At 37.8% G+C, this 24,694-nt stretch carries 24 protein-coding genes; 15 read left to right on the forward strand and 9 right to left on the reverse strand.

The features are described 5' to 3' along the window. Positions 1–103: 103 nt before the first annotated feature. Positions 104–256, reverse strand: a complete 153-nt coding sequence (locus tag MM236_RS06835; RefSeq protein ID WP_241274209.1) for a lmo0937 family membrane protein — start codon at positions 254–256, stop codon at positions 104–106. A 67-nt stretch (positions 257–323) separates the two neighbouring features. Continuing rightward, entirely contained in the window at positions 324–2,084 is a 1,761-nt protein-coding gene (locus MM236_RS06840) for a MutS-related protein (RefSeq protein ID WP_241274210.1), read from the reverse strand. 177 nt (positions 2,085–2,261) lie between these two features. On the opposite strand from MM236_RS06840, the gene MM236_RS06845 reads away from it, so the two are divergent. Continuing rightward, the gene (locus MM236_RS06845) at positions 2,262–3,425 is read left to right on the forward strand and encodes an AIR synthase related protein (RefSeq protein WP_241274211.1); all 1,164 of its coding nucleotides are present in this window, start codon (positions 2,262–2,264) and stop codon (positions 3,423–3,425) included. 167 nt (positions 3,426–3,592) lie between these two features. Further along, a complete protein-coding gene (locus tag MM236_RS06850; protein WP_241274212.1) occupies positions 3,593–4,924 on the forward strand; it encodes an alkaline ceramidase in 1,332 nt (443 codons plus the stop codon). A 6-nt stretch (positions 4,925–4,930) separates the two neighbouring features. Here the strand turns inward: MM236_RS06850 and MM236_RS06855 are convergent, their stop codons facing one another. From MM236_RS06855 to MM236_RS06870, 4 genes are all read right to left on the reverse strand, one after another. Further along, positions 4,931–5,767 (reverse strand): UbiA family prenyltransferase, encoded by an 837-nt coding sequence (locus tag MM236_RS06855; RefSeq protein WP_241274213.1) that lies wholly within the window; start codon positions 5,765–5,767, stop codon positions 4,931–4,933. A gap of 85 nt (positions 5,768–5,852) precedes the next feature. After that, entirely contained in the window at positions 5,853–6,176 is a 324-nt protein-coding gene (locus tag MM236_RS06860; protein ID WP_241274214.1) for a hypothetical protein, read from the reverse strand. Between the two features lie 59 nt (positions 6,177–6,235). Further along, positions 6,236–7,636, reverse strand: coding sequence for a class II fumarate hydratase (gene fumC / locus MM236_RS06865; RefSeq protein WP_241274215.1), 1,401 nt, complete (start codon positions 7,634–7,636; stop codon positions 6,236–6,238). Between the two features lie 78 nt (positions 7,637–7,714). Beyond that, entirely contained in the window at positions 7,715–8,224 is a 510-nt protein-coding gene (locus MM236_RS06870) for a hypothetical protein (RefSeq protein WP_241274216.1), read from the reverse strand. A gap of 33 nt (positions 8,225–8,257) precedes the next feature. Between MM236_RS06870 and MM236_RS06875 the strand changes: the two genes are divergently transcribed. Continuing rightward, positions 8,258–8,710, forward strand: coding sequence for a DUF2867 domain-containing protein (locus MM236_RS06875; protein ID WP_241274217.1), 453 nt, complete (start codon positions 8,258–8,260; stop codon positions 8,708–8,710). 36 nt (positions 8,711–8,746) lie between these two features. Here the strand turns inward: MM236_RS06875 and MM236_RS06880 are convergent, their stop codons facing one another. Then, positions 8,747–9,127: a RidA family protein gene (locus tag MM236_RS06880; RefSeq protein ID WP_241274218.1), complete on the reverse strand. Its 381-nt coding sequence runs from the start codon at positions 9,125–9,127 to the stop codon at positions 8,747–8,749. Between the two features lie 96 nt (positions 9,128–9,223). Further along, positions 9,224–10,483 (reverse strand): GTPase HflX, encoded by a 1,260-nt coding sequence (gene hflX, locus MM236_RS06885; RefSeq protein ID WP_241274219.1) that lies wholly within the window; start codon positions 10,481–10,483, stop codon positions 9,224–9,226. A 338-nt stretch (positions 10,484–10,821) separates the two neighbouring features. Between hflX and rfbC the strand changes: the two genes are divergently transcribed. From rfbC to MM236_RS06930, 9 genes are all read left to right on the forward strand, one after another. Then, entirely contained in the window at positions 10,822–11,370 is a 549-nt protein-coding gene (rfbC, locus tag MM236_RS06890; RefSeq protein ID WP_241274220.1) for a dTDP-4-dehydrorhamnose 3,5-epimerase, read from the forward strand. Further along, positions 11,371–12,123, forward strand: coding sequence for a tyrosine-protein phosphatase (locus MM236_RS06895; protein ID WP_241274221.1), 753 nt, complete (start codon positions 11,371–11,373; stop codon positions 12,121–12,123). It begins immediately after the preceding gene. Continuing rightward, entirely contained in the window at positions 12,120–13,082 is a 963-nt protein-coding gene (locus tag MM236_RS06900) for an NAD-dependent epimerase/dehydratase family protein (protein ID WP_241274222.1), read from the forward strand. The genes MM236_RS06895 and MM236_RS06900 overlap by 4 nt, the downstream gene beginning before the upstream one ends. Before the next feature lie 295 nt (positions 13,083–13,377). Continuing rightward, on the forward strand, positions 13,378–14,793 hold the full coding sequence (locus MM236_RS06905) for a tetratricopeptide repeat protein (protein ID WP_241274223.1): 1,416 nt from the start codon (positions 13,378–13,380) through the stop codon (positions 14,791–14,793). Between the two features lie 29 nt (positions 14,794–14,822). Then, positions 14,823–15,593 carry a phosphosulfolactate synthase gene (locus MM236_RS06910; RefSeq protein ID WP_241274224.1) on the forward strand — a complete coding sequence of 257 codons (771 nt, stop codon included), beginning with the start codon at positions 14,823–14,825 and terminating at the stop codon, positions 15,591–15,593. A gap of 50 nt (positions 15,594–15,643) precedes the next feature. After that, a complete protein-coding gene (locus MM236_RS06915) occupies positions 15,644–16,579 on the forward strand; it encodes a DUF368 domain-containing protein (protein ID WP_241274225.1) in 936 nt (311 codons plus the stop codon). Further along, on the forward strand, positions 16,576–17,316 hold the full coding sequence (locus MM236_RS06920; protein ID WP_241274226.1) for a shikimate dehydrogenase family protein: 741 nt from the start codon (positions 16,576–16,578) through the stop codon (positions 17,314–17,316). Before MM236_RS06915 ends, MM236_RS06920 begins: the two co-directional genes overlap by 4 nt. A gap of 24 nt (positions 17,317–17,340) precedes the next feature. Continuing rightward, positions 17,341–18,594 (forward strand): pyridoxal-dependent decarboxylase, encoded by a 1,254-nt coding sequence (locus tag MM236_RS06925; protein ID WP_241274227.1) that lies wholly within the window; start codon positions 17,341–17,343, stop codon positions 18,592–18,594. A 256-nt stretch (positions 18,595–18,850) separates the two neighbouring features. Then, the gene (locus tag MM236_RS06930) at positions 18,851–19,501 is read left to right on the forward strand and encodes a hypothetical protein (RefSeq protein ID WP_241274228.1); all 651 of its coding nucleotides are present in this window, start codon (positions 18,851–18,853) and stop codon (positions 19,499–19,501) included. 96 nt (positions 19,502–19,597) lie between these two features. On the opposite strand, the gene MM236_RS06935 is transcribed toward MM236_RS06930, so the two are convergent. Next, positions 19,598–19,747 carry a hypothetical protein gene (locus MM236_RS06935; protein WP_241274229.1) on the reverse strand — a complete coding sequence of 50 codons (150 nt, stop codon included), beginning with the start codon at positions 19,745–19,747 and terminating at the stop codon, positions 19,598–19,600. Positions 19,748–19,818: 71 nt separating this feature from the next. On the opposite strand from MM236_RS06935, the gene MM236_RS06940 reads away from it, so the two are divergent. The 3 genes from MM236_RS06940 to MM236_RS06950 all read left to right on the forward strand — a co-directional run bounded on the left by MM236_RS06940 (position 19,819) and on the right by MM236_RS06950 (position 24,683). Beyond that, positions 19,819–20,820, forward strand: coding sequence for a radical SAM/SPASM domain-containing protein (locus MM236_RS06940; RefSeq protein ID WP_241274230.1), 1,002 nt, complete (start codon positions 19,819–19,821; stop codon positions 20,818–20,820). 168 nt (positions 20,821–20,988) lie between these two features. Then, positions 20,989–23,613 carry an SLBB domain-containing protein gene (locus tag MM236_RS06945; RefSeq protein ID WP_439648012.1) on the forward strand — a complete coding sequence of 875 codons (2,625 nt, stop codon included), beginning with the start codon at positions 20,989–20,991 and terminating at the stop codon, positions 23,611–23,613. Positions 23,614–23,618: 5 nt separating this feature from the next. After that, complete coding sequence (locus MM236_RS06950; RefSeq protein WP_241274232.1) at positions 23,619–24,683, forward strand: GumC domain-containing protein; 1,065 nt, start codon at positions 23,619–23,621, stop codon at positions 24,681–24,683. Positions 24,684–24,694: the final 11 nt, after the last annotated feature.

A 24,694-nucleotide genomic window follows, 5' to 3' on the forward strand; every position in this document is an offset into this window, starting at 1 on the left:
TGAATATAAAAATTGAAAAGGTGGTCTGACATACAGACCACCTTTTTTTCTATTAAAAAAAGCTCCTGGTGGAGCTAATTATATTCTAAGTCTGAATGTACCTCTACACTGCTCTCCCACCGATTAATCTAAGTAAAATGGAAATTATGGCAAGAACCAATAGTATGTGAATCAAACCACCAATACTATATACAAAGAATCCTAAGACCCATCCGATAATTAAGATAATTGCGATCAAATACAATAAAGAGTTCATAATATGTTGGTTAAAGTAAATAATAGATTTACTCATAATTAACAAGTACTATGCCAACACAAAAATCTTACTGGAACCTAATCCCCATAAGTTCCATCAATTTATGGGCATTAAAGCTTGGACAAGGCCCTTTTTTTATCGTGTAGTCAAAATGGATTTCCTTGTCAGTGATCTCACTGTGAAAGCTTTTATTCACTAAATAATCTAGTTTAGCTTCCAACTCGCTCAACTCTATATCATGGGTTGAAATTATGCCTTTTCCACCAGCAGCATAAAGTTGATGTATCAGCGCCTCACTTCCCATAATTCTATCAGCAGTATTTGTTCCTTTGAGGATTTCATCCAAAAGGAAGAATACTTTTGTACCTGCTTCTGCTGTGTCCAAGAGTAGCTTGATCCTAGCCAATTCTGCATAAAATGAACTGACACTTTCTCCCAAGTTATCGGAATTTCGCATACTTGTAAAGAGTTGGAAATTACCCATCTCGAATCTTTTCGCAAATGGTCTAAGGCCTAAATTTGCAAGAACCATATTGATACCCAATGTTCTCATAAAGGTGGTTTTTCCTGACATGTTTGCGCCAGTAAGTAAGACTACCTGATTGTGATCGTCCATGCTGAAATCATTCCCAATGGCTTTTTCTGGATGTAACAATGGATGGGTAATTTTTTCTACATCTATGATTTCTTTGTCGAGCCATTCTACTTCACAAACCGAGCGTTCTTCTTTTGCAAAAGACCCTAATGAAACCAACACTTGCAACTCATCAAAATTACTCTCCCATTTTTGGAGGAATTTCCCATTTTTATTTTTCCATATAACCAACCTCCACCATAAAAAAAGATCAGTCCAAAAGAGAAAGTTAAAGACCAAATAGACCATGTTGAGCCTGCTTTGGATCATAAATGTTTTTTGTTCGAGTGACTCCAAAACTTTTGGTGCTTCTATTTCTTCATTTTTAAAATCATGCTGGAGTGTCTTTAACCTTTCGTCAGCAAAGTTCTCTTTGACAAGTAGTGCGGACCAAAATGAAAAAGTTTTGATGTCTCCTTGATTTGGCATGATTGAACCAGCTTCTTGGAGTGGTTTGAAAACTGTAGCCAAAAAAGCACCTCCCAATAAGATCCAAAGCCCTATCCATCCAAAAGCCAAACCAAAATACAGCGTGCCAATCAACAGGGCCAAACCGCCAACAGGACCAAGAACCATAGGGATAAATAGCCAAGATTTGAATGAAATCGATGATTCCAGCCATTGGTAAAACTCGTCTTTGGATTTTTCCTTTTTGATAAATGCGCGCCCCAGGGCTTCAAAGCTTTGAAGAAATTCACCTTTTGTGGAGAGTTCATTGATACTTGTACTTCGCTCTTTGGCGCTGCTCGGATCAAATTGACTTTTCATCCAATTGACCAATTTTTCCTTACCTCCTTTATTCACAGTATGGTTGAGCATTTGGAAAAGGGAATGCTCCCCAAAAAGATCCAAATCATTTGCAAAAGGATGGCTTTTTTCTTGAAATTCAATTCCAGGATCAAAAGTGCTAAGTTTTCTTTCTTTTCTCAGTTGAACATCCCCGCGCATGCTGATCAATTCTTTCAAAAACGCTTCTTTATCTTTTTGCTTGTTGAATTGCAGGATAAAATAGACAAAAAGACCAATCAATAATGGCAACAAAAGTAAAAGTAACCTTACCTCACTGATGCCTACGATAGCGACGACAAAAATCCCAAAGAATAAAATGAGTCTGATAATGGAGAGTCCTGCTGCTTTTTTCTTCGTATTGCTGAGCGTGGTCTCTAGCTTGCTAAAATCTATCTGATCAATCATCCTGCAAAATTAGTCTTTTATGTGAATGAAATGGGAACTAATGAATTTTGTCTTTACAAATACTCAATTTAATGTCCGAAGCATTGGATAAATTTTTCAGTTTTAAAATATTCGAATCTACCAATCCCCAATTTATCCTTACCTTTGTCCTCCATATAACCAACCCATCAATTCCCCATGAACGAAAGGTATATGCAGCGTGGCGTTTCAGCCTCCAAAGAAGATGTCCACCAAGCTATTTCAAAGTTGGACAAAGGTCTTTTTCCAAAAGCATTTTGCAAGGTAGTAGAAGATACGCTGGGCAATGACCCTGAGTATTGCAACATTATGCATGCTGATGGGGCAGGGACAAAGTCTTCCTTGGCTTATATGTATTGGAAGGAAACAGGGGATTTGAGTGTATGGAAAGGAATTGCCCAAGATGCCATCATCATGAACACCGATGATTTGCTTTGTGTAGGTGCGATCAATAATATCTTGGTATCATCGACAATCGGTAGAAACAAGAACCTCGTTCCTGGAGAAGTGATCTCTGCAATCATCAACGGAACCGAAGAAGTTCTCCAAATGCTCAGGGACAATGGCGTAAATGTTGTTTTGACTGGGGGAGAGACAGCTGATGTTGGAGATTTGGTAAGGACGATTATTGTGGATAGCACAGTTACTTGTAGAATGCGCCGTGACGAAGTGATCTCAAATGATCAAATCAAAGCAGGGGATGTTGTGGTAGGCCTTTCATCATATGGACAGGCAAGCTATGAGGATTTTTATAATGGTGGAATGGGCAGCAATGGCTTAACTTCTGCCCGCCATGATGTTTTTTCGAAAGTATTAAAGACTAAATTCCCAGAAAGTTTTGATCCTGCAGTACCTGAAAGCTTGGTTTATTCGGGGAAATATAATTTAACTGATGCCGCTCCTGGCACCTCTGTGGATATTGGAAAGTTAGTCCTTTCACCGACAAGAACTTATGCTCCAATCATGGTAGATGTGTTGAAATATCTCAGACCTCAGATACATGGAATCGTACACTGTAGCGGTGGTGCACAGACCAAAGTATTGCATTTTGTGGACAATGTACACGTGATCAAAGACAATCTTTTCGAAACACCACCATTATTCAAAATTATCCAAGAAGAAAGTGGTACAGATTGGAAAGAGATGTACAAAGTTTTCAACATGGGTCATAGAATGGAAATCTACCTCGAAGAAAGATATGCCGAAGAGATTATAGATATCGCTGAAGGCTTTGGCGTAGAAGCAAAAATCATCGGAAGAGTGGTACCACATGAAGGAAAGAAAGTTACTGTTCAGGGTGCTCATGGGACTTTTGAATATTAAGAATAGCACCAAAAATGCTAGATTAGAAACTATCTTGAAGGTATTTGAAGCTTTGGGTGCTAAAGTAAATTTCAATGTGGAATTAAATAACCAGACTTTGGCTTATTGAATGACTCGTTCGACGATTTACCAAAAAATACCAATCCAGCTCCTTGCTTAATATAAACATGATTCAAAAATCACTCTCAACAATTTTTATCGCCATATATGTGGTTCTATTGCTTGGCGTATTATTGACGGGTACTATTGATCGATCAGATTATAAAACACAGAATTATTACCTAGAAACTATCTCAAAGCTTGAAAGTTTGGAACCTGAGATTTCTGAAGGGAGCACATGGTTAGTGGGTTGGTCTAAGATCAATGCTACTCCCAATGAACCCGCAAATTTGGTAGGATATGCACCTCGTGGAAACTATGATTTTGTATTGGATAGTAGTTATGTGAGGACTTTGGTTGTGGGAAATGGAGTAAAAAATGTTGCAATTTTGAGTTATGAGTTGCTAATTATCCATCCCTACTTAGCTGATAGAATAAAGCAAAGAATTCAAAAAGAGAACTTACCAATTGATTTCACATATTTTTCAGCTACACACACCCATAGCGGAATCGGGGGATACATTCCTGGATTGATGGGAAAAATTGCCTTTGGAGGATATGATGAATCTATTGTCGAAATGCTTGAAGAAAAAACCATCCAAGGCTTACATCAGGCACTTTCTAATCAAGACACAGCAGCACTTCACTATCAAGTTTCTGCTACAGACTCTCTTGTGTACAATAGATTTGTAAGCAATGATTCTGTAGATCCTTTGTTGCGGCAATTGGTAATAGAAAAACAAAATGGAGAAAAAGCGCTGTTTCTGACTTTTAGTGCACACCCAACAACTTTGGCAGTAAAATTTATGGGGTTGTCTGGCGATTATCCACATTACCTAGTAGATAAATTTGAAGAAGAAATATATGACTTTGCTTTGTTTGCTGCTGGGGCTGTAGGAAGTCAAGGGCCTTCAAGAAAAGGAAATCAACCTGAACATACTGAAGCATTTGCAGAGGAGGTTTTTAGCCAAGGGTGCACCAATATATCCTTGAAAGATAGTGTGGATAACTTCAAAATTGGATATATGCAACTTCCTATTGCCTTACGGGATGCACAATATAAGTTGGGAAAAAATGTGAGGCTAAAACCCTATATTTTTGAATCTGCTTTTGGTGAAAGCAAAGCACATTTTGACGCAGTATTGATAGGAAATATTCTTTTGGTCAGCTCTAGTGGAGAAGTATCAGGAACATTTATGAAGGATTGGGAGAATCTAGCAAAAAGTCGTGGACTCAACCTAATCGTCACCACTTTTAATGGAGGATACATTGGGTATATTACACCTGATGAATATTACGACTATGATTACCATGAGGTCCGCAATATGAATTGGTATGGCCCCTTCAATGGTACCTATTTTGTCGAATTGGTAAATGGATTAATTAAGAAAAATTGGTGATTTTTTCTAAAACAGAAAAACCACAAAAGGTATTAGGAAACTCACTTCCAGAATTTTCCTGATTGCTTCTCTATTTTTATTTCTCTCCAAAAAATAAATAATATGAATCAGGAGCATTGCCAAAAGTATGCTGGTGTAAATATGGAAATAAGAAAACTGACCTAAAAATAGAAACGCTGCCATTCCAATTCCAATCAACGCAAGGCAAAGAATTAATGAATTTAATTTTTTTGGTGTTATCCAATTGACGACAGACTTGAAGCCATCTTTTGCATCTATTTCTCTATCTAGGTAAGAAAGTATCAAGAGATTGATCCAGGCAATCAAAAAGTAAAAGACTCCAAAAAGATAAAATTGTGGAGGGATTAGAGTTTGCTTTAATAAAAATGGAGCAAGTGTAATTCCTAAAACATAAAACAAAGCAATCAAAAATTCTTTCAAGAAAGCTATTTTTCTCCCCAAGAAATATAACAAAACCAATATCAACGTGATAACTCCTGCCAAAACCAGTCCGGGTACAATAAGGAATTGTAGGGTTGGAAGGAGAACCAGCATGGCTACCACAAGGATAAATGCAAAAGTCAGTACAAAAGAAATTGGCTTTCCATACTTAAAGTGGAATTTATGTCTGGGCGAACTTGGTTGATTTTTGGTTTTTCGGACATCTACCAGGTGATCAAGCGTATAAATGATCCAAACTGTCAAACCCAAAACCAAGTAAATTTCAATAACAGGATTAACCCTCAGCAAATGTGCAAAAAATCCCATTCCAGCCAAGGATCCAAGGACTACATCTAAAGATAGAAAATTGAAATAGTTGTAAAGTTTTTGAAGGTTTTTCACTTTTTAAAACTACTAAAAAAGAGCTAGCCTTTCTAAATTCAATTTAGGAAAGCCAGCTCTTTAAATTTAACTAAATTGGGACTTCTTAAAGCAAAATGATCAAAAGAATCAAAATCACGATCAAAGCACCTGTAGAAATGTAAAGTCCATTTCCACTTTCTTTTGCTTCTTTGTTGAGCTCTTTAAGCTCTTTTCTGATTTCCTTTCTCTCAACTCTGCTCAACTCTTTGAAATCCATTTCTTTGATCTCTTTGACTCTTGCATCTATTTCTTCGAATCTTTTAAGCTCCTCAGCAGTTACTTCTTTTGCAACATTCTTTGTTGCTGTTTCTTTTCCTGCAAAAGATGCCGTAAGAGTAATACCTATTAGCATCACTGCCATGAAGAGTGTGTTGATAACTTTTTTCATTTTTGTAAAGTATGAATTTGTGGAAAAATTAATCTTTGATTTTGGCAAATAAAATATAATTACTTCAAACTACCAATCATGTCTTCAGGTTTCACCCATTCATCAAATTGTTCGTTCGTAAGCAAGCCCAAGGCAATTGCTGCTTCTCTTAAACTTGTTCCTTCTTTATGTGCTTTTTTGGCGATAGCAGCTGCATTTTCATAGCCAATGTGCGGATTAAGAGCCGTCACTAGCATCAGGGAATTTTCAAGATGTTGTTTGATAAATGGCGTATTTGGCTCTATTCCTATGGCGCAGTTGTCGTTGAAGGAGACCGCAGCATCTCCCAAAAGCCTAGCTGACTGTAGGAAATTGGCAATCATCATCGGCTTGAAGACATTCAATTCAAAATGTCCATTAGATCCGCCTATAGAGATGGCTACATCATTGCCCATCACTTGTGCAGCGACCATTGTGATTGCTTCCACTTGCGTTGGGTTTACTTTTCCTGGCATGATTGAAGATCCTGGTTCGTTTTCTGGAATCAAAATCTCACCAATACCCGATCTAGGGCCTGAGGAGAGCATCCTGATGTCATTGGCAATCTTCATCAGGCTTACTGCTAGTTGTTTCAAAGCTCCATGGGATTCTACAATAGCATCATGTGCTGCCAAAGCTTCAAATTTATTCGGTGCCGTCACCAAAGGTTGACCTGAAAATTCTGCTATTTTCTTAGCCACAAGTTCTGCATATCCTTTTGGGGTATTCAAGCCCGTACCAACAGCAGTACCGCCAAGTGCCAATTCAGAAAGGTGAGAAAGCGTATTCTTCAATGCTCTCAATCCATGATCAAGTTGGGCAACATATCCCGAAAATTCTTGCCCAAGTGTAAGTGGTGTGGCATCCATAAAGTGGGTTCTGCCGATTTTTACCACATTCATAAATTTCTCAGACTTTGCTTTCAGCGTATCCCTTAATTTTTCTACTCCTGGGATAGTCGTTTCCATTACCATTTTGTATGCAGCGATATGCATGGCAGTAGGGAAAGTATCATTCGAAGATTGGGACTTATTCACATCATCATTCGGATGGATTTTTTTCTTTTCATCTTCTAGTGAACCGCCTAGCAACACATGTGCTCTGTAAGCAATGACCTCGTTTGAGTTCATATTGGATTGTGTTCCTGAGCCAGTTTGCCAGATTACCAAAGGGAACTGATCATCGTGCTGTCCGGTCAAAATTTCATCGCATACTTTTGCAATAATGTCAGCCTTATCCTGAGCTAGGACACCAAGCTCTGCATTTGTAAGCGCTGCGGATTTTTTCAATATGGCAAAAGCTCTGATAATTTCTATTGGCATGCGGTTACGCTCTCCTCCAATTTTGAAATTATTGATCGACCTTTGGGTCTGTGCTCCCCAGTACTTGTCTGCAGGAACCTCTACAGGCCCCATGGTATCTTTTTCTATCCTAATGCTCATGTTATTTTAGATTTAAGAGTTTTATTATTTGACTTGCTAAATTACTACCTGAAGGGCATAATCCATAAAATTAATTCATTATTCGGTTCTATTCGTTTCCAGAAGTTCATGGAATATTTTTTGGGAGCTTTTGATTTTTCTATTAAAGTGCGTCCATGCAAAACTATAATTCAATATCCCTACTGCAATACTAATCAATGCGTATAAATATTGGGAGGCAATAAACCCAAAAAAAAGAGCCAAACACAAGGTCACAATCGTCCAAAATCCCAAAAAGAATGCAGAACTTGGAAAGAGGCTATATGACAAAAATAGGATAGATCCCATTGGTGTACTTTCTATTTTTCCTTTGATCAAAGGTAGAAAACTGTCTGCTTTGTAAATCACCAAAGAAATGCTAAAAGTATTTCTTTTAATGTTTCCATTGAATAGAAACCCCTTATCCTCATTTCTATCATATGCTAGAAAATTCGCATCCTTTGTTACCTTATCAAGATTACTCAGCACCTCTATTACACTGAGGCTTGATACGAGTATTTCGCTTTGAGTCGGGAAAAATGGCATATGTTGATAACTTCTTTGATCCAAAATTAGTTTTAATAATCAGAAAAATGAAGCCTTATGCAAAAAGGGAAAAAGGGAATTTTTGTTGAAACATGGAAGTCATCAATTGCAGGTAAAGAGTCCCAAGTTTGGGAAAAAATACAAAATATTGGAGGTGAAAACGGTTGGTATTTCGGAACGTTTCTTTGGAAAATAAGAGGTAGGATCGACTTGATTTTTGGGGGTATTGGATTTAGGAAAGGCCGACCCAAAAGAGAACTCGAGATTGGGGATCAAGTGGATTTTTGGAGGGTTGTGAATGTGGATAACTCTCGAAAACACCTAAAAATGAAAGCCGAGATGAAATTGCCCGGCAAAGTTTGGATAACTTTCGAAATCAAAGGAGATCAATTTATCCAAGAAATTGATTTTCAACCACAAGGAATCTTTGGCAGATTATATTGGATAATGACAAAGCCTATACATCACTATATTTTTTCTGGGATGTATAAAGCGATCAAAAAATTTTAAAGGGTAAACTTTTTACAAATTCACCCTTTAAATAATCTATTTCACTGCAATACAAGAAATTTCCACATTGACATCTTTGGGTAACCTTGCTACTTCTACAGTTTCCCTTGCTGGTGGATTGTTTTTGAAGTATTGTCCATAAGCATCATTGATGGTTCCAAACTGGCCCATATCTTTGATGAAAATGCTACACTTTACAACATTATCAAAACCAAAGCCTGCTTGTCTCAGGACAGCTTCTAAGTTTTTCATGACTGCATGTGTCTCTTCAGTGATATTTTCATTGATCAAATCGCCGGATTCAGCATCCAAAGCTATTTGACCTGAGATATAAAGCGTATTACCAGCTTTTACCGCTTGGCTATATGGACCTATTGGTGCTGGGGCTTCATTTGTATATATGATTTCTTTTTCCATCGTCTTTACCCAAGAAGGTTATTTGTGTTTATAGGTTTGGTACAAATATAAGCTACAAAGCAGCGTATTTTGAATAAAATTCTACTTTGAAAATTTCTATTCTTCAAATCCCGACATGTCAATTATCTCACTTTCCAGATAGTGTGGATACATTTTCTTATGCTCCTTTTTCACTTCTCTTACCAAAGCTTCACGCATCTCCTCCACATTAGTTCCATTTTCGGCAGCCATAAATACTGGAGATATACCTGTCTTCTTTTTGTAAGCCTCTGCAAGCTTTTCAAAATCAAGGAAATTACTCTCTTCGAGTTCCAGTTCAGTCATATGCATCTGTTCCTCTTCAGTAGGCATCTGATCTACCAAATCTATTTTATTGAAAACCAATAACATCGGCTTGTCGGTTGCTCCCAACTCAGTTAGAGTTTGGTTCACAATAGTGATGTGGTCTTCAAAACCGGGATGGCTGATATCCACCACGTGGATCAAAAGATCTGCTTCGCGAATCTCGTCCAAAGTGGATTTAAATGACTCGATAAGGTGCGTTGGTAGTTTTCTGATGAAACCGACTGTGTCTGAAAGCAAAAACGGGATGTTTTCCAACACTACTTTTCTTACTGTGGAATCCACTGTCGCAAAAAGTTTGTTCTCAGCTAGGATATCAGTTTTTGTAATTAAGTTCATCAAAGTACTTTTCCCCACATTGGTATATCCTACCAAAGAGACACGTACGATTCCCTTTCTACTTTTTCTCTGAGTCACACCCTGCTTTTCTACATCTTTGAGTTTTTCTTTCAAAAGTGTAATTCTACTTCTGATATCTCTTTTATCAGTTTCGATCTCCTTTTCACCTGATCCACCCCTAGTCGTGGTACCACCTCGCTGACGCTCCAAGTGAGTCCACATTCTAGTCAGTCTTGGCAACAAATATTGAAATCTTGCAAGCTCAACTTGTGTTTTTGCTTGTGCTGTTTGCGCTCTATTGAGAAAAATGTCCAGGATAAGTAGCGAACGGTCATACACCTTGACTTTGAGTTCATTTTCAAGGTTACGCATTTGTGAAGGAGAAAGGTCATCATCAAAAATGACCATATCCACCTCAAAATGTTCGATATAAGTTTTGATTTCTTCGAGTTTCCCAGTACCCACGAAGCTCTTCACGTCTGGCTTTTCCAATCTCTGGGTGAATCTATAAACGGTCTTTGCCCCGAGCGTCTCAGTCAAAAAGGCCAATTCATCCAAATAGTCATGAACTTGCCTGTCGGACTGCCCTTGTTTTATAAGTGCAACCAAAACAGCCGTGTCTTCTTTTGGAGCCGTTTCATGGAGTTTTTGGAGTTTTTTGGCGTATTTTGTCATATTTAGTTTTAGTGCTGTCTTTTATTTAAGGAAAGTAGGTTCAATTTAGTTCCTTGGTGAATTTACCACAATAATACCAACGCAAAATGAATATCTATTATCTTTGAGTCCAACTCACCAAAGTGCTCAACAATATACCAACATAAATTAGTTTCATAGTATTTACATTACCTAAAATAGCTGTCGCTAAAGCAATTTTAATCAGAGTCACCATCATTATAAATTAGGCCCTACTTTATTCAAATGAATAATTGAAAATATAAGTTATCAAGACAATCAATGGCCTGATTGTGCTTAATGATTAAACATCAAAAATATCCCACAAAAATCAAATAAAAATGAAAATTATTCCAACAGCAGTCAAAGGTTTGGTAGAATTGCAACCAAATGTTTTCGAAGACAATCGTGGCTATTTTTTCGAATCATTCAGAGCAGATACGCTTTCAGATTATGGAGTCGATGTAAAGTGGGTACAGGAAAACCAATCTTTCTCATCTACGGGCACAGTAAGAGGCTTGCACTTCCAGAAAGGACTTTATGCACAAGCAAAATTGGTTCGCGTCATACAAGGAAAAGTACTGGATGTAGTTGTGGACCTAAGAAAAGATTCTGAAACATTCGGAAAAGTATCAAGTTTCGAATTGGATGCAAAAAGACACAATATGTTATTTGTACCTGAAGGTTTTGCACATGGCTTTTCTGTTTTGGAAACCGCTATATTTGTGTACAAATGTTCAAATTACTATCACAAAGAAAGTGAAGGGGGAATCCTATGGAATGATCCTGAATTGAATATAGATTGGAAAGTATCTGATCCGATTCTTTCAGAAAAGGATACAGCATGGCCAACATTAAAGGAATTTACAAAAATGACAGGGGGGTTATAAATGGGAATAATTGATTTTTTCAGAAAGAGCAAAGCAAGTACTTATGACCAAAATTTAGATTTGGCATGGATGCATACTGACATGCATTCCCATCTTATCCCCGGTATTGACGATGGATCGAAAACAATGGAGCAATCCATTGATTTGATAAGGCGCTTGGAAAGCTATGGGCTGAAAAAAATCATAACTACGCCTCATATTATGTGGGAGTTTTACAAAAACACCCCAGAAATCATCCTAAATGGCTTAAAAAAACTTAGAAAGGAATTATCAATAAATGACATTGAAATAGAAATCAATGCTGCTGCTGAATACTATATTGATGAGTTTTTCTTTGAAAAACTGAAAAACGGGCATCAATTGCTTCCGGTTTCAGAAAACTATGTCTTGGTAGAAACTGGTTTTATCAACAAGCCGGCTATACTTTTTGATACTTTTTTCGAAATGGAACTAAATCATTACAAACCGATTTTGGCCCATCCAGAGAGGTATTATTATCTTATAGGAGACAAAAAGACAATGCATGACCTTCTCGATAGAGAGATTTATTTTCAGTTAAATCTGCTATCGCTTACGGGATTTTACTCCAAGGAAGTCAAGGTGTTTGCAGAAGAGTTAGTTGACGAAAAACGTGTCAAATTAGTAGGAACAGATTGTCACAATGATCGTTATCTAGATGCATTGGAAACACTACCAAAAAGTAAGTATTATGAAAAATTACAACATTTGGATCTTTTGAACAACACTTTATGAAAATATTAATCACTGGAGCAACAGGATTAATCGGAAGTTATATAGCAAAGCGTTTTATAGGTTTCGGGGAAATCTATGCTTTGAGAAGAAAAACTGCAAAAGAACCCCTTTTGGATGATAGCAATATCATTTGGAAAGAAGGAAATATCAACGACTATCAATCTTTGGAATCTGCTTTTGAAGGGATGGATGTGATCATTCACGTTGCCGGATTGGTCTCTTATGAAAAAAAAGATTCCAAAGAACTTATGAAGGTCAATCTTGAAGGCACTATCAATGTCGTCAATGTAATGCTTCAATTGAACATCAAAAAATTGATTCATGTCAGCTCAGTAGCCGCTTTGGGTAGAACGCCCGATATCAATCTAATTGACGAAAATCACAAATGGGCTACTTCTGACTTGAATACACCTTACGCTATTTCAAAATATCTTGGAGAACTGGAAGTCTGGCGTGCTGCCCAAGAGGGATTGGATGTGATTGTCGTATATCCTTCTGTAGCATTAGGTAAAATAAGTGACCAAAGAAGCAGTACAGCCATATACAATTATGTTTTGGAAGAAAAGCCGTATTACCCTTCCGGAATGATCAACTATATAGACGTACGCGACATAGCAGAAATAATTGCACAACTTTTCGAAAAACAAGTCTGGGGAAGCAGATATATCCTGAACGCAGATACCATTCCTTATAAAGAATTTTTTGAAGAAATAGCCCTGGCCTTTGACAAAAAAGCTCCTTACAAACCAATCAGCCCCTCCACACTTAGGTTGTTCTTGGCATTTTCATGGGTAGCATATTCCTTTGGCCTGAGTAAAATCCCCCTCAATCCAATCACTGCGCAATTAGCACAATTGCCCCACAAAATGTCAAACAAAAAAATCAAGAACGAATTAAATTTTGAGTTTAGACCATTGTCTGAGACCCTAAATTGGGCAAAGGTGAACGAAAAAACCTGATCCACCGTTCAAATCAAATCTAGTATTGGGAGATTACCTAAAAAATTGTAATTGAATAACATGAGTATCCGCGATGACACCAGTAGTTGAATATTTCACATATATTTATACCAATAATCGTCAACTTTCTTCAGTCATCAGACTGAATGTAACGCATCCAATATCGTAAATGACTACTGGTAAGGAAGCAGATACGCTTGTTAAATAAAATTTTCTCAATAATAAAAAATATATTAAATTGATTTTGAGACACTAATTTAATTGGTAACTTAAGTTAGAATTAAAAAGATAGCCGATGACCGGAGACTTTGAAAACGAATGGAACAACGATAAGGAGTTGGTAGAAAGGTTTGAAAACGCACTCAAAGCCAATTTGGATCTTTATTTTGAGGAAGAAGAGCTAGAGGATATTATCCGCTTCTACTTCGAAAACCAAAAATTCCTCAAAGCATTGCGTGCTTCAAACCATGCTCTTGAAAAATTCCCTTTCAGCATTGAGATTAAATTGCTTAAAGCCCAATGTCTAATTTTTAATGACGAGCTCGAAGAAGGGCTCGAATTGCTGGAAAATATCAACAACATCTCTCCAAACAATGAAGAAATCATATTGGCCTTAACAAACGCCATGATGATAGCGGGAAGTGTCAAGGAAGCGATAGCGATTCTGGAAGATTTCTTGCCATTGGCAGATGACAAAGCAGAGATTTATTATTCACTTGGCACATTTTATCGTGCCACTGAGAACAAAGATAAAGCTGTTTATTACTACAAAGAGTGTGTGAAAGTCAAAATAAACCATGAAGACGCACTCTTTCAGTTGGCGATGATTACGGAGGAGGAAGGTTCCTTCAATGAAATATTGGAATTTTATCAAGAGTTTATAGATCAAGACCCCTATTCTGCAGGAGCTTGGTACAATTTAGGCGTTGTTTATAACCGCTTGGCTAGATTCGATGACGCAATCAAAGCTTATGAATATGCTTTGATCATAGATGACACTTTTGCCTCGGCCTATTTCAATCTGGGCAATGCCTACATGAACACGGAGCAATTTGAATTGGCTTTGGAAGCATATCAAAATACGATCAATTGTGAAGGTACCAATTCAGAAAACTGCTGCTACATGGGTGCTGCATATGAGAAATTGGGACAAATTGATCAAGCTTTTAAGTATTTCAAAAAATCAGCAAAACTTGACCCTGAATATGAGGATGCTTGGTTTGGCTTGGGAATGTGCATGCTGAAAAAAGAAAAGTTTTTTGAAGCAATACATTATTTCAAAAAGGCAATCAAGCTATCAGATGACAATGCAAATTACTATGTAGGTTTGGCAGATGCAGAATATCAATTGGGCAATCTCCATGCAAGCTCAGAAGCATATGAAGAAGCTATCAACTTAGAGCCTGGCATTATGGAAACTTACATCAATCTTTCCATTATCTATTTTGATCAAAATAGATTCGAGGAGGCTGAAGACGTCGTCAAAGAAGGGATTGAAGAACTTCCAGAAAATGCGGAGTTGTATTATCGTTTGGTCGTATACCTCATCAAGGCAGGTAAATACAAAGAAGCCTTTACTTATTTAGAAAATGCATTAACTTTGGACTTCGAAAAGCATATCTTGTTGTATGATTTGATGCCTGAAGTGAAACATCAGAAAGCAATTTTCAAGATAATCTCTCAATTTAAAGACGGCTCAAAACCTTCTTAAAAAAACCAATTAATAGAAAAATCAATAGAATGAATTACGTTCTGAATAATGTCCCTGTACGGAGTCAAAAACCACGTACTTCGGGATTTACCATGGTCATGGACAAAGGCCTTAGCATTAGAGAAGTTGAAGATTTTGTAGATGCTCACGGAGAATATGTTGATATTGTGAAATTTGGCTGGGCCACTTCATACTTGACAAAACGACTTTCTGAGAAAATAAGCATTTACCAAGATGCTGGCATTCCAGTTTATTTTGGTGGGACTTTGTTTGAAGCTTTTGTAATCCGTGATCAATTTGAAGATTATAGAAGAGTTTTGGAAAAATACAACCTTAGCTTCGCTGAGGTATCGGATGGTTCCATCAGTCTTCAGCATGACAAAAAATGTCAATTTATAGAAACACTTTCTAAAGATGTCACAGTTCTATCAGAAGTAGGGTCAAAAGACGCAGCTAAAATCATCCCTCCCTACAAATGGATTGAGCAAATGGAAAAAGAGCTTCAAGCAGGTTCTTGGAAAGTAATCGGTGAAGCTAGAGAAGGAGGAAATGTCGGACTTTTTAGAGATTCCGGTGAAGTACGACAGGGGCTTGTTGAAGAAATCCTGACAAAAATCCCAGAAGAAAAAATCATCTGGGAAGCTCCTCAAAAAGAGCAACAAGTATGGTTTGTAAAACTTCTTGGTGCAAATGTAAATTTGGGTAATATTGCTCCAAATGAATTGATTCCACTTGAAACCATTCGCCTCGGGTTAAGGGGAGATACGTTCGACCATTTCTTAGGAGATATAAAATTATAAAATTCTTGGACTGCCCTATCTCAATGAGGCAGTCCAATTCGTTTTCATCCATGAATCAATTCAAAGACACAATCCTAACCTATCTGAAAGGAATGGCTATGGGTGCAGCCGATATCGTTCCAGGAGTATCAGGTGGATCTATTGCGCTCATCACTGGGATCTATGAAAAGCTACTCGATAGCATCAATGCAATAGATCAAACCGCACTCAAACTTTTGTTTAAGTTTGAGATCAAGGCATTGTGGCATCATATCAATGGTGGCTTTCTTGCTACACTCCTGTTCGGGATTTTGACGAGTGTTTTTGCTTTGTCAAATATCATCACTTATCTCATAGAATTCCACCCGATTCCAGTGTGGTCATTTTTCTGTGGTTTGATCATAATATCTGCAGTCATTATCCTACGAGATATCAAAAAGTGGAGCATTGGTGTGGTAGTAGCCATCATAGCAGGAATTGTTGGCGCATACTTGTTTACAAGTATTCCACCAGTAAGTTCACCGGAAGGCCATTGGTTTACATTTGTCTCAGGTGCAATTGCCATTTGTGCGATGATCTTACCAGGTGTATCGGGGAGTTTTCTTTTGCTGATGTTGGGCCAATATGAAAAAATCCTTGCAGCAGTTTCTGAGAGAAACTTCACGGTAATTGCGATTTTCGGTGCTGGTTGTGTTACAGGTCTGCTGGTATTTAGCAGATTGATATCATGGCTTCTCAAAAATCACCATGCAGCTACCATCGGATTGTTGTCAGGTTTTATGTTGGGTTCGATCAATAAACTTTGGCCTTGGAAAATCGTCCTAAGTTACAGACTTTCTTCCTCTGGCGTGCAAAAGCCACTGTTGACAGAAAATATCTTACCCCAAAATTATCTTGCAGCAACAGGAGAAGAATCCTTGTTTTTGCCAGCAATCCTAGCATTCTCTTTTGGGATTCTATTGGTAATAGGCATAGAAAGATTTGCACAATACATCAAAAAACAATGAGAAAATTCGGCTTAATTGGTTATCCCCTTACCCATTCTTTTTCAAAGAAATACTTCACAGAGAAGTTTTCCAAAGAAGGGCTTTCTGATTGTGAATTTGACCTTTACGAAATAGAGAAGGTGAATTTGATAGAAGAAATTATCCAAAACAACCAAGAGCTGGAAGGACTTAGTGTAACGATCCCCCACAAAGAAAAAGTAATCCAGTTTCTTGATGAACTTGACCCTGCTTGCGAAGCTATTGGAGCGGTCAATTGTATCAAAGTGAACAATGGAAAATTAAAAGGATACAATACAGATTACATAGGTTTCAAAGAATCTTTGGCCAATTGGCTGGGAGACGAAAGACCAAAAGCATTGGTTCTTGGCACTGGTGGAGCTTCAAAGGCTGTTATCCAAGCATTGAAAGACCTTGAAATATCCTACTTGATAGTCTCAAGATCAAGTAGTATCAACGAAGGCTGGATCACTTATGAAGACTTGGAAAACCAAGAAGAAATCCTCAAAAATCATCACCTAATCGTCAATACAACCCCACTGGGAACCTTCCCAAATACAGAAGTAATGCCTGCTATCAATGCGAATTTGATCTCAAAGCAGCACAAGGTGTATGATCTGGTGTATAATCCCGAAAAGACTTTTTTGATGCGCTCAATGGAAGCGCGCGGTGCAGTAGTAAAAAATGGTTTGGAAATGCTTCATCTTCAGGCAGAAGCTGCTTGGAAGATTTGGAATTAATTTCATACCATTTTAAACAAAAACATGTACTGGAAAAAATTATCACACGAACAGATCAAAGAAATCATATTCAAAGCATTGGGAGAAAACCTCGACTACCGAGGTGAAAGGCCTATTCTTGGAATTCCCGGAACTTACCTGGATACCACAGAATTCTATCCCGATGCGCCATTCCTGCAAGATGCACCTTATATGTCAGCCATGGTGCGCAATCCTAACCACATCGGTGTACATACTTTGAGTGAAAAATCTGTTTTGGAGGTATTTGAAGGCACCCAAAAAATCGAGCGAGAACTGATTCGCCTTGTTGCAGAAGAGGTTTTCAATGGAAGGCAAAATGACCAAGATGGATATGTCGCAACAGGTGGTACAGAAGCAAATATTCAGGCAATGTGGATCTACCGCAACTATTTCATGAAAGAATATGGTGCAAGACTTGGAGAGATTGGACTCGTATATTCTGAAGATTCGCACTATTCCATGCCTAAAGGTGCTAATATCCTCAACCTTCAAAATATCATCCTGAATGTAGATCCTGAAACTCGTGAGATCCTCAAGTCCTCACTTAGTGAAAAGATCAAAGAAGCGAGAGCAAATGGAATCAAGTATTTTATAGTCATAGCCAACTTATCCACAACTATGTTTGGATCGGTAGATGATATAGACATGTTGGGTGATTTCTTCAGCAATCAAAATGTGAATTTCAAAATTCATGTGGATGCAGCCTATGGTGGATTTATTTATCCATTCACCAATACCATGAGTCGATATACGTTCCAAAATCCATACATGAACTCCATTACTGCAGATGGTCACAAGATGCTTCAGACTCCTTATGGGACTGGGTTATTTTTGATCAGGAAGGGATTCATAGAATATGTAAAAACAGACGAAGCCCAATACATTCCTGGCAAAGACTATACAATCAGCGGAAGCCGATCAGGTGCCAATGCCATCTCTATGTGGATGATCTTGAAAATACATGGATCAGAAGGCTGGAAATACAAAATGGAAACCCTCTGTGACAAAACTGAGCGAATTTGCAAGAAATTGGAAAAAATGGGTGTGGAATATTTCAGAAACCCATACAATAACATAATCGCGATCAAGGCAAAATACATGTCAGCAGAGCTTGCCGATAAATACTATTTGGTAGCAAATTCCTATGAATTTCAGGCGGAGTGGTACAAAATTGTCGTTATGCCACATGTGAAGCGCGGTACAATAGACAGCTTCCTAATAGAATTGGCTGGAGAGCAAAGCTCAGTAAAAGCTTAAAGTCATTTGACATTATTCTGAAACCAAAAAAGATAAAATTCTTTCTCTTTTTTGGTTTTTTTTAATTTATTTCCTAGAATTGGTTTTAGTAGCTATATTAAATATTGCAATCCACTATTTTTAGGCTGCTATCTAATAGGCCATTTCTAATTTAAGAAATGGTAGAGAGTCCAAGATAGTCTGCTTCGAGCCAATTGTTTATTTTGACCTCTGGAAAAATTACACACATTTATGTTTTCATTTAAAGAATAATCTTATGCTTTTAAAATTTAACCTTATTATCTTAATTATTTCTGTAGTTGGTACAACCTCCCTTACAGCTCAAAATTTTGAGGAAGAGAAAATCAAGAATAAAAAATTAGAAGAACAACTTGAAAAGAAAAATCAAGAAATCTATTCACTGGAGAGAACAGTTGAGAGCCAAGGATTAGAAATTGAAAAACAGATAGGGGAAATAGAAAATTTAAATTTAGAGATCCGGGAGCTAGAAAAACAAGTAAAGTATATTAGAGAAGTTCTAGATCTATACAATGTTTCTAATACTTTCATAGAAGAAGAATTTGAATTTAAGATAACATCAGTTATAGGAAACCGAAATTCTGGAAAGATTTTAATCAAAGGGTTAGTTACTAACAAAGGGCAAGCACATAAACTTCAGCTAAAAGCTGCCGAATTAATTGATTTAAAAGGCAATGTATACAAGTCTAGTAATTTTTCGTTTTCAGAATATGGAATGATGATTCCCAATCTGCCAAAAGATATTCCTGTAAATTTTTCAATTCATTTCTCAGGAGTTGACGAAGATGGACTTTCTACAATAAAACTCTTTTCACCAGTTATATTCAGCAGACAGTATTCAAGATCTATTCCCATTCTTTTCAAGAACCTTGATATTCAATGGGATTAAATAGAAAACCAAATAATATTCCAGCTCTTTATTGTGATTTAGAACAAATCGAGAATGGCCGAACTTTCTAGGATCGGCCCTTTTCGATTAATAAAATTATCTTTTTGCAAAGATGTTTTTTGCCCCATCACAGTAACCCCATGTTCCTTCTAGTTTATTGTTCGATTTCAACAAGAAAAATTCTGTTCCCTCAAAACTTGTACAACTTTCTATAGCTTCAAAACCACTTTTATTCTTAAGTGCCATTTTTCTAAATCATGATTCCAGAATCTAACCCAAATCCACTAACTTAGACCCGAATTATCGACTGATTTTCTGTGAACAAACTAATCACCGCAATTTCCTATACCAAACTTCTTAACTGGAAAAAGATTTCAAATTACTTAATCCTTTTGATTTCTTTTCAAGTCAGCAGAATTACAAAAAACCCAAAGATCTGGGGAAAACCAACCACCCTATCTATCGAACCTACCACCAGCTGCAATCTACGGTGTCCGGAATGTCCAAGTGGATTAAGGAGTTTTACCAGGCCCACTGGCATGATTCGGGAAGACCTTTTCAAAAAAATCATCGATGAAAATGGTCAATATCTTACTTATTTGCACCTTTATTTTCAGGGCGAACCCTACCTCCACCCGAAATTTTTGGATTTTGTAAGCTATGCAAACCAAAAGAAAGTCTTCACCGCTACTTCTACCAACGCCCACTACCTTACAGAGGAGAATGTGGAAAAAACATTGGATTCAGGACTCAAGCAGCTCATAGTCTCTATGGATGGAATCACCCAAGAAATCTATCAAGATTACCGTGTCGGTGGCAACCTCTCCAAAGTAAAAGCAGGCCTTAGCCTACTTGTCCACAAAAGAAACGAGAGAAAATCGACCTTTCCTAGAATCATCCTTCAGTTTTTGGTAACTGGCAAAAACGAACATCAACTTGAGGAGCTAAAGTCTTGGGCCAAAAGAATGAAGGTAGATGAATTGCAGCTGAAGTCTGCCCAAATCTATGATTTTGAAAATGGATCGGAACTGATTCCCAAAGACTCAAAATATTCAAGATATATCCTTGGGAAAAATGGCAAATGGAAGCTCAAAAAGGAAATAGAAAACAAATGCTGGAGAATGTGGCAAGGATCGGTAGTCACCTGGGATGGAAGAGTAGTACCATGCTGTTTTGATAAAGATGGAAAGCATGTCATGGGACAACTCACCTATCAGTCATTAAAAGAAATTTGGCAAAATGCTAAATATCTACATTTTAGGTCTTCACTTCTTCATGACAGAAAGCAAATCGAAATGTGCAAAAACTGTATGGAATAAGCAAAAATGGTCTAATTTAAAGATTTAGCTATTTCTTTACAGTATGGAATAGTTATCTTTACGCAAGTTTTCCAAAATTTAATGCTGAAAGATGCAAAATTTCTTTACAGTCAGATGTTTGACATCTTTTCAAGGAAACCGAATGATCAAAAAATCACAATTTTCATGATGCAACTTGCCTTAAGCTCAATCCAAACAAAAATCACCAATACCATTGTTTTGATTGCCACTCTTTTTTTCTTGTCCTTGAATCAGTCGCATGGACAGTCTCTCTCTGATATTTCCACTATCAATGTGGACGAGCTATCAGATGACCAAATCAAGGAATTGGTCAATCGAGCGAATGAAGCAGGACTTTCTGAAAATGAATTAATCCAAATGGCAAGTTTGAGAGGATTGCCGGCTATACAGATAGAAAAGCTTCAAGAAAGAATAGAAAAACTCGACCTGAATGGTACTTCTGGAAGATCTACTGCCACTGGAGCATCAAAAAGAGACCCAAGGACACAAGGTGACTTAAACGAGATCACCCAGGGTATTTTCAAGTTTCAGCAAGACCCTTCCATCGATTCAAAACCCTCACCTTATTTTGGCACTGATCTTTTTTATAACAAAAACAGGCGGTTGACCTTTGAGCCAAATCTAAACCTGGCAACACCCAAAAGCTATATCCTCGGTGCCGGCGATATGATCTATGTGGATGTATATGGCCAATCAGAAAAATACTATGAAGCTACTATCAATCCCGATGGCTTCGCAATCATAGACAACGTAGGCCCAATTTCCCTTTCTGGAAAATCTATAGAAGAAGCAACAGGTATTCTAAAAAGTAGACTTTCCAGCTATTATCAAGGCTTAAGTGGTTCCAATCCCAATACTTTTCTTCAAGTCACTTTGGGAAATGTAAGGACTATCAAGGTCAATCTTGTAGGTGAACTTAGACTTCCTGGAACATTTACCTTGAGTGCATTCAGCTCGGTTTTCAACGCCCTCTATGCAGCTGGAGGACCTAATGAAAATGGTACGATGAGGAATATCAAATTGATCAGGAACGGAAAGCTCGTTGAAACGATCGATATATACGATTTTTTGATCAATGGAAACGCCAACCTCAATCAACAACTTCAAGATCAAGATGTGATTTTGGTTGAGCCTTTTGAAGGAAGGGTGACGCTGGAGGGCGAAGTCAAAAGACCAAAGATTTTCGAAGTCAAATCAGGCGAAAGTTTTGATCAGCTTTTGAAATATGCCGGAGGATTTACCGATGAAGCATTCCAAGACCGAATCAATGTAACCAGGGTAAGCGGTAAAGAAAGAGCAGTTTCAGATATTTTCAAAGATCAATTTTCCATATTCACCATAAAAGGCGGTGATGTATATAAAGTCGGAAAGGTACTCAATAGATATAGCAATAGGGTACAGATCAAAGGTGCTGTATTTAGAGAGGGAAATTATGCACTTACGGAAGGATTGACATTAAAAAAACTGATCGAAAATGCAGATGGCGTAAGAGGGGAAGCTTATTTGGAAAGAGCAAGTATCTTGAGGACAAGTGCTGACTTGAGTACAGAAGTAATTTCTATAAGTCTCCGGGAAATATTGAATGGCTCAGCTCCAGACATATCCCTGCAGCGCGAGGATGTCATTCGGGTGTTGAGCATCTATGACCTCAAAGAAGAAATCTATGTACAGATCACAGGGGAAGTAAGCAAGCCTGGAACATACCCTTTTTCAAACAAAATGACCGTAGAAGACTTGATCATCATGGCAGGAGGACTACGAGAAGCAGCAAACACCAAAGATATTGAGATTTCAAGAAGAATCTCCGAACCTGAAGCTGGAACTTTTTCTGTTCTAGTCCCAGTAAGTGTAAATATTGACTTCAGTCAAACCGGATCTAAAGAGATCCTTGAGCCTTTTGACAATGTGATCATTAGAAGAAAACCAAATTTCACCCTCGAAAAAATGGTCTTCATCGAAGGGCAAGTAAACTCACCCGGAGCTTTTGCCGTGCAATCAGCCAAAGAAAGGGTCTCCGATGTCATCAATAGAGCTGGAGGGTTGACAGCATTCGCTTATGCAAAAGGAGCAACATTGATCAGAAGAACGGAATATTATGATACAGAATCCGAACAGCTGAGGAGACAGAAAAACTTGATCGACCTTCAGCAAAAACTACAGTACGATCCAAACAATACAGAAGCCCAAGAGCTCTTGCTTGAGAGACTTTTCAAAACATTGGGAAATAAGGAAGAGGCTACAAAAAGTGCCGGAGAAAGTACTGCTGCATCAGAGGTGAAAAAGGAAACGATTTCGGGAATTGTAGAATCCAAAGCAGACATTTCCCCGATCAAAATCAAAGAAATGGAAGCTGTAGCTATAGATCTGGAAAGAATACTCAACAATCCAGGCTCAGAATTTGACCTCATACTGGAAGAAGGCGATATCATTTCCATCCCTAGACAACTTCAGACTGTAAGGATGAGGGGTGATGTAGTCTATCCGACTACTGTTCGCTATGATAACCTTGGTGGATTGAAATATTATATCAATAGAGCTGGTGGATTCGACAATAGAGCAAACAGAAAGCGAACCTACGTGGTCTATGCAAATGGCGAAGTAGCACGTACCAAAAGCTTCCTTGGAATCAGGTCTTATCCTCGTATAGAGCCTGGGGCTGAGATCTTTGTGCCTACCAAAGGACCAAGAATGCCACTGAGACCAGGGGAAATTGTCGGTTTGACCACAGGATTGGCTACATTGGTTTTGATCGTCACGCAAATAAACAACTAAGCAAAATGTCAGAAAAGCATATTTTGGACGATAAAATTACTTTAAAGGAAGTTATTTCGAGATTTCAGTTATGGGTTAGTTACCTGGTGGGTCAGTGGAAGCTTTTGATCGTAGCCACTTTGATAGGAGCCGCTGTTGGTGCTGCTATATCTATTTTCAAAAAACCTCTCTACCTTGCAGAGACATCTTTTGTATTGGAAGAATCAGATATGGGGGGTATGGGAGGTATGTCAGGATTGGCATCTTTGGTAGGTGTCAATTTGGGATCTTTGGGAAGCTCAAGTGGCTTGTTTCAGGGTGACAATATCATGGAACTGTACAAGTCTGACAACATGATCAACAAGACCCTGCTAAGCCCATTTGATGAAGAATCTTTGCTCATAGATCGCTACATTTCTTCTAATAAGCTAGATCAAAAATGGAAAAAAAAGGTCGATTTTAGTTCACTTGACTTTTCTATAAATCGGGAAAACTTCAGTGTGACCCAAGATTCGGTTGTAAAAGAAATTTCCAAGCTGATAAGAAAAGACCACCTTTCTGTGGTAAAACCAGACAGAAAACTAACAATAATCAAAGTAAATATCCAATCCAAAGACGAAGCGTTTTCTAAAGTATTCAACGAGACACTTGTAGAAAGAGTCAATGGGTTTTACTTTGAGACAAAAACAAAAAAGACGGCAGAAAACTTGCAAATACTTCAATCGCAATCTGATAGTGTGCGGAAAATTTTGGACCAAAGCTTGGTCGCTTTTGCAAACTCCTCGGATAGAATACCTAACCCAAACCCACTGATGCAGTCCGGTACTGTGGACGCAAGGAAAAAGCAGGTTGACATTTCTGCTTCTACTGCTGTATATTCCGAAATTGTCAAGAATCTCGAAATAGCAAAAGTAAACCATCGAAATAACTCTCCTTTGATTCAGATTATTGATTCTCCGAGGTTTCCACTGGAAAAGATTCATCTTAAATTGATGAAAGGAATAGTTTTTGGAGGTTTGATCGCTTTTGTATTAGTTATCATTTTGCTTTTTGTTCAGAAGCAATATGTAGTCTATGTGAAAGAAAAATAATTGACGCAAAG

Origin of the sequence: Belliella calami (assembly GCF_022549695.1) — a bacterium.
In the GTDB taxonomy this organism is placed as follows: domain Bacteria; phylum Bacteroidota; class Bacteroidia; order Cytophagales; family Cyclobacteriaceae; genus Belliella; species Belliella calami.

What these genes read in the sequence shown, in the direction of transcription:
- MM236_RS06835 (WP_241274209.1), bottom strand. Translation starts at nt 256, where the DNA reads ATGAACTCTTTATTGTATTTGATCGCAATTATCTTAATTATCGGATGG.
- MM236_RS06840 (WP_241274210.1), bottom strand. Translation starts at nt 2,084, where the DNA reads ATGATTGATCAGATAGATTTTAGCAAGCTAGAGACCACGCTCAGCAAT.
- MM236_RS06845 (WP_241274211.1), top strand. Translation starts at nt 2,262, where the DNA reads ATGAACGAAAGGTATATGCAGCGTGGCGTTTCAGCCTCCAAAGAAGAT.
- MM236_RS06850 (WP_241274212.1), top strand. Translation starts at nt 3,593, where the DNA reads ATGATTCAAAAATCACTCTCAACAATTTTTATCGCCATATATGTGGTT.
- MM236_RS06860 (WP_241274214.1), bottom strand. Translation starts at nt 6,176, where the DNA reads ATGAAAAAAGTTATCAACACACTCTTCATGGCAGTGATGCTAATAGGT.
- fumC (WP_241274215.1), bottom strand. Translation starts at nt 7,636, where the DNA reads ATGAGCATTAGGATAGAAAAAGATACCATGGGGCCTGTAGAGGTTCCT.
- MM236_RS06875 (WP_241274217.1), top strand. Translation starts at nt 8,258, where the DNA reads ATGCAAAAAGGGAAAAAGGGAATTTTTGTTGAAACATGGAAGTCATCA.
- MM236_RS06880 (WP_241274218.1), bottom strand. Translation starts at nt 9,127, where the DNA reads ATGGAAAAAGAAATCATATATACAAATGAAGCCCCAGCACCAATAGGT.
- hflX (WP_241274219.1), bottom strand. Translation starts at nt 10,483, where the DNA reads ATGACAAAATACGCCAAAAAACTCCAAAAACTCCATGAAACGGCTCCA.
- rfbC (WP_241274220.1), top strand. Translation starts at nt 10,822, where the DNA reads ATGAAAATTATTCCAACAGCAGTCAAAGGTTTGGTAGAATTGCAACCA.
- MM236_RS06895 (WP_241274221.1), top strand. Translation starts at nt 11,371, where the DNA reads ATGGGAATAATTGATTTTTTCAGAAAGAGCAAAGCAAGTACTTATGAC.
- MM236_RS06900 (WP_241274222.1), top strand. Translation starts at nt 12,120, where the DNA reads ATGAAAATATTAATCACTGGAGCAACAGGATTAATCGGAAGTTATATA.
- MM236_RS06905 (WP_241274223.1), top strand. Translation starts at nt 13,378, where the DNA reads ATGACCGGAGACTTTGAAAACGAATGGAACAACGATAAGGAGTTGGTA.
- MM236_RS06910 (WP_241274224.1), top strand. Translation starts at nt 14,823, where the DNA reads ATGAATTACGTTCTGAATAATGTCCCTGTACGGAGTCAAAAACCACGT.
- MM236_RS06915 (WP_241274225.1), top strand. Translation starts at nt 15,644, where the DNA reads ATGAATCAATTCAAAGACACAATCCTAACCTATCTGAAAGGAATGGCT.
- MM236_RS06920 (WP_241274226.1), top strand. Translation starts at nt 16,576, where the DNA reads ATGAGAAAATTCGGCTTAATTGGTTATCCCCTTACCCATTCTTTTTCA.
- MM236_RS06925 (WP_241274227.1), top strand. Translation starts at nt 17,341, where the DNA reads ATGTACTGGAAAAAATTATCACACGAACAGATCAAAGAAATCATATTC.
- MM236_RS06930 (WP_241274228.1), top strand. Translation starts at nt 18,851, where the DNA reads ATGCTTTTAAAATTTAACCTTATTATCTTAATTATTTCTGTAGTTGGT.
- MM236_RS06935 (WP_241274229.1), bottom strand. Translation starts at nt 19,747, where the DNA reads ATGGCACTTAAGAATAAAAGTGGTTTTGAAGCTATAGAAAGTTGTACA.
- MM236_RS06945 (WP_439648012.1), top strand. Translation starts at nt 20,989, where the DNA reads ATGCAACTTGCCTTAAGCTCAATCCAAACAAAAATCACCAATACCATT.
- MM236_RS06950 (WP_241274232.1), top strand. Translation starts at nt 23,619, where the DNA reads ATGTCAGAAAAGCATATTTTGGACGATAAAATTACTTTAAAGGAAGTT.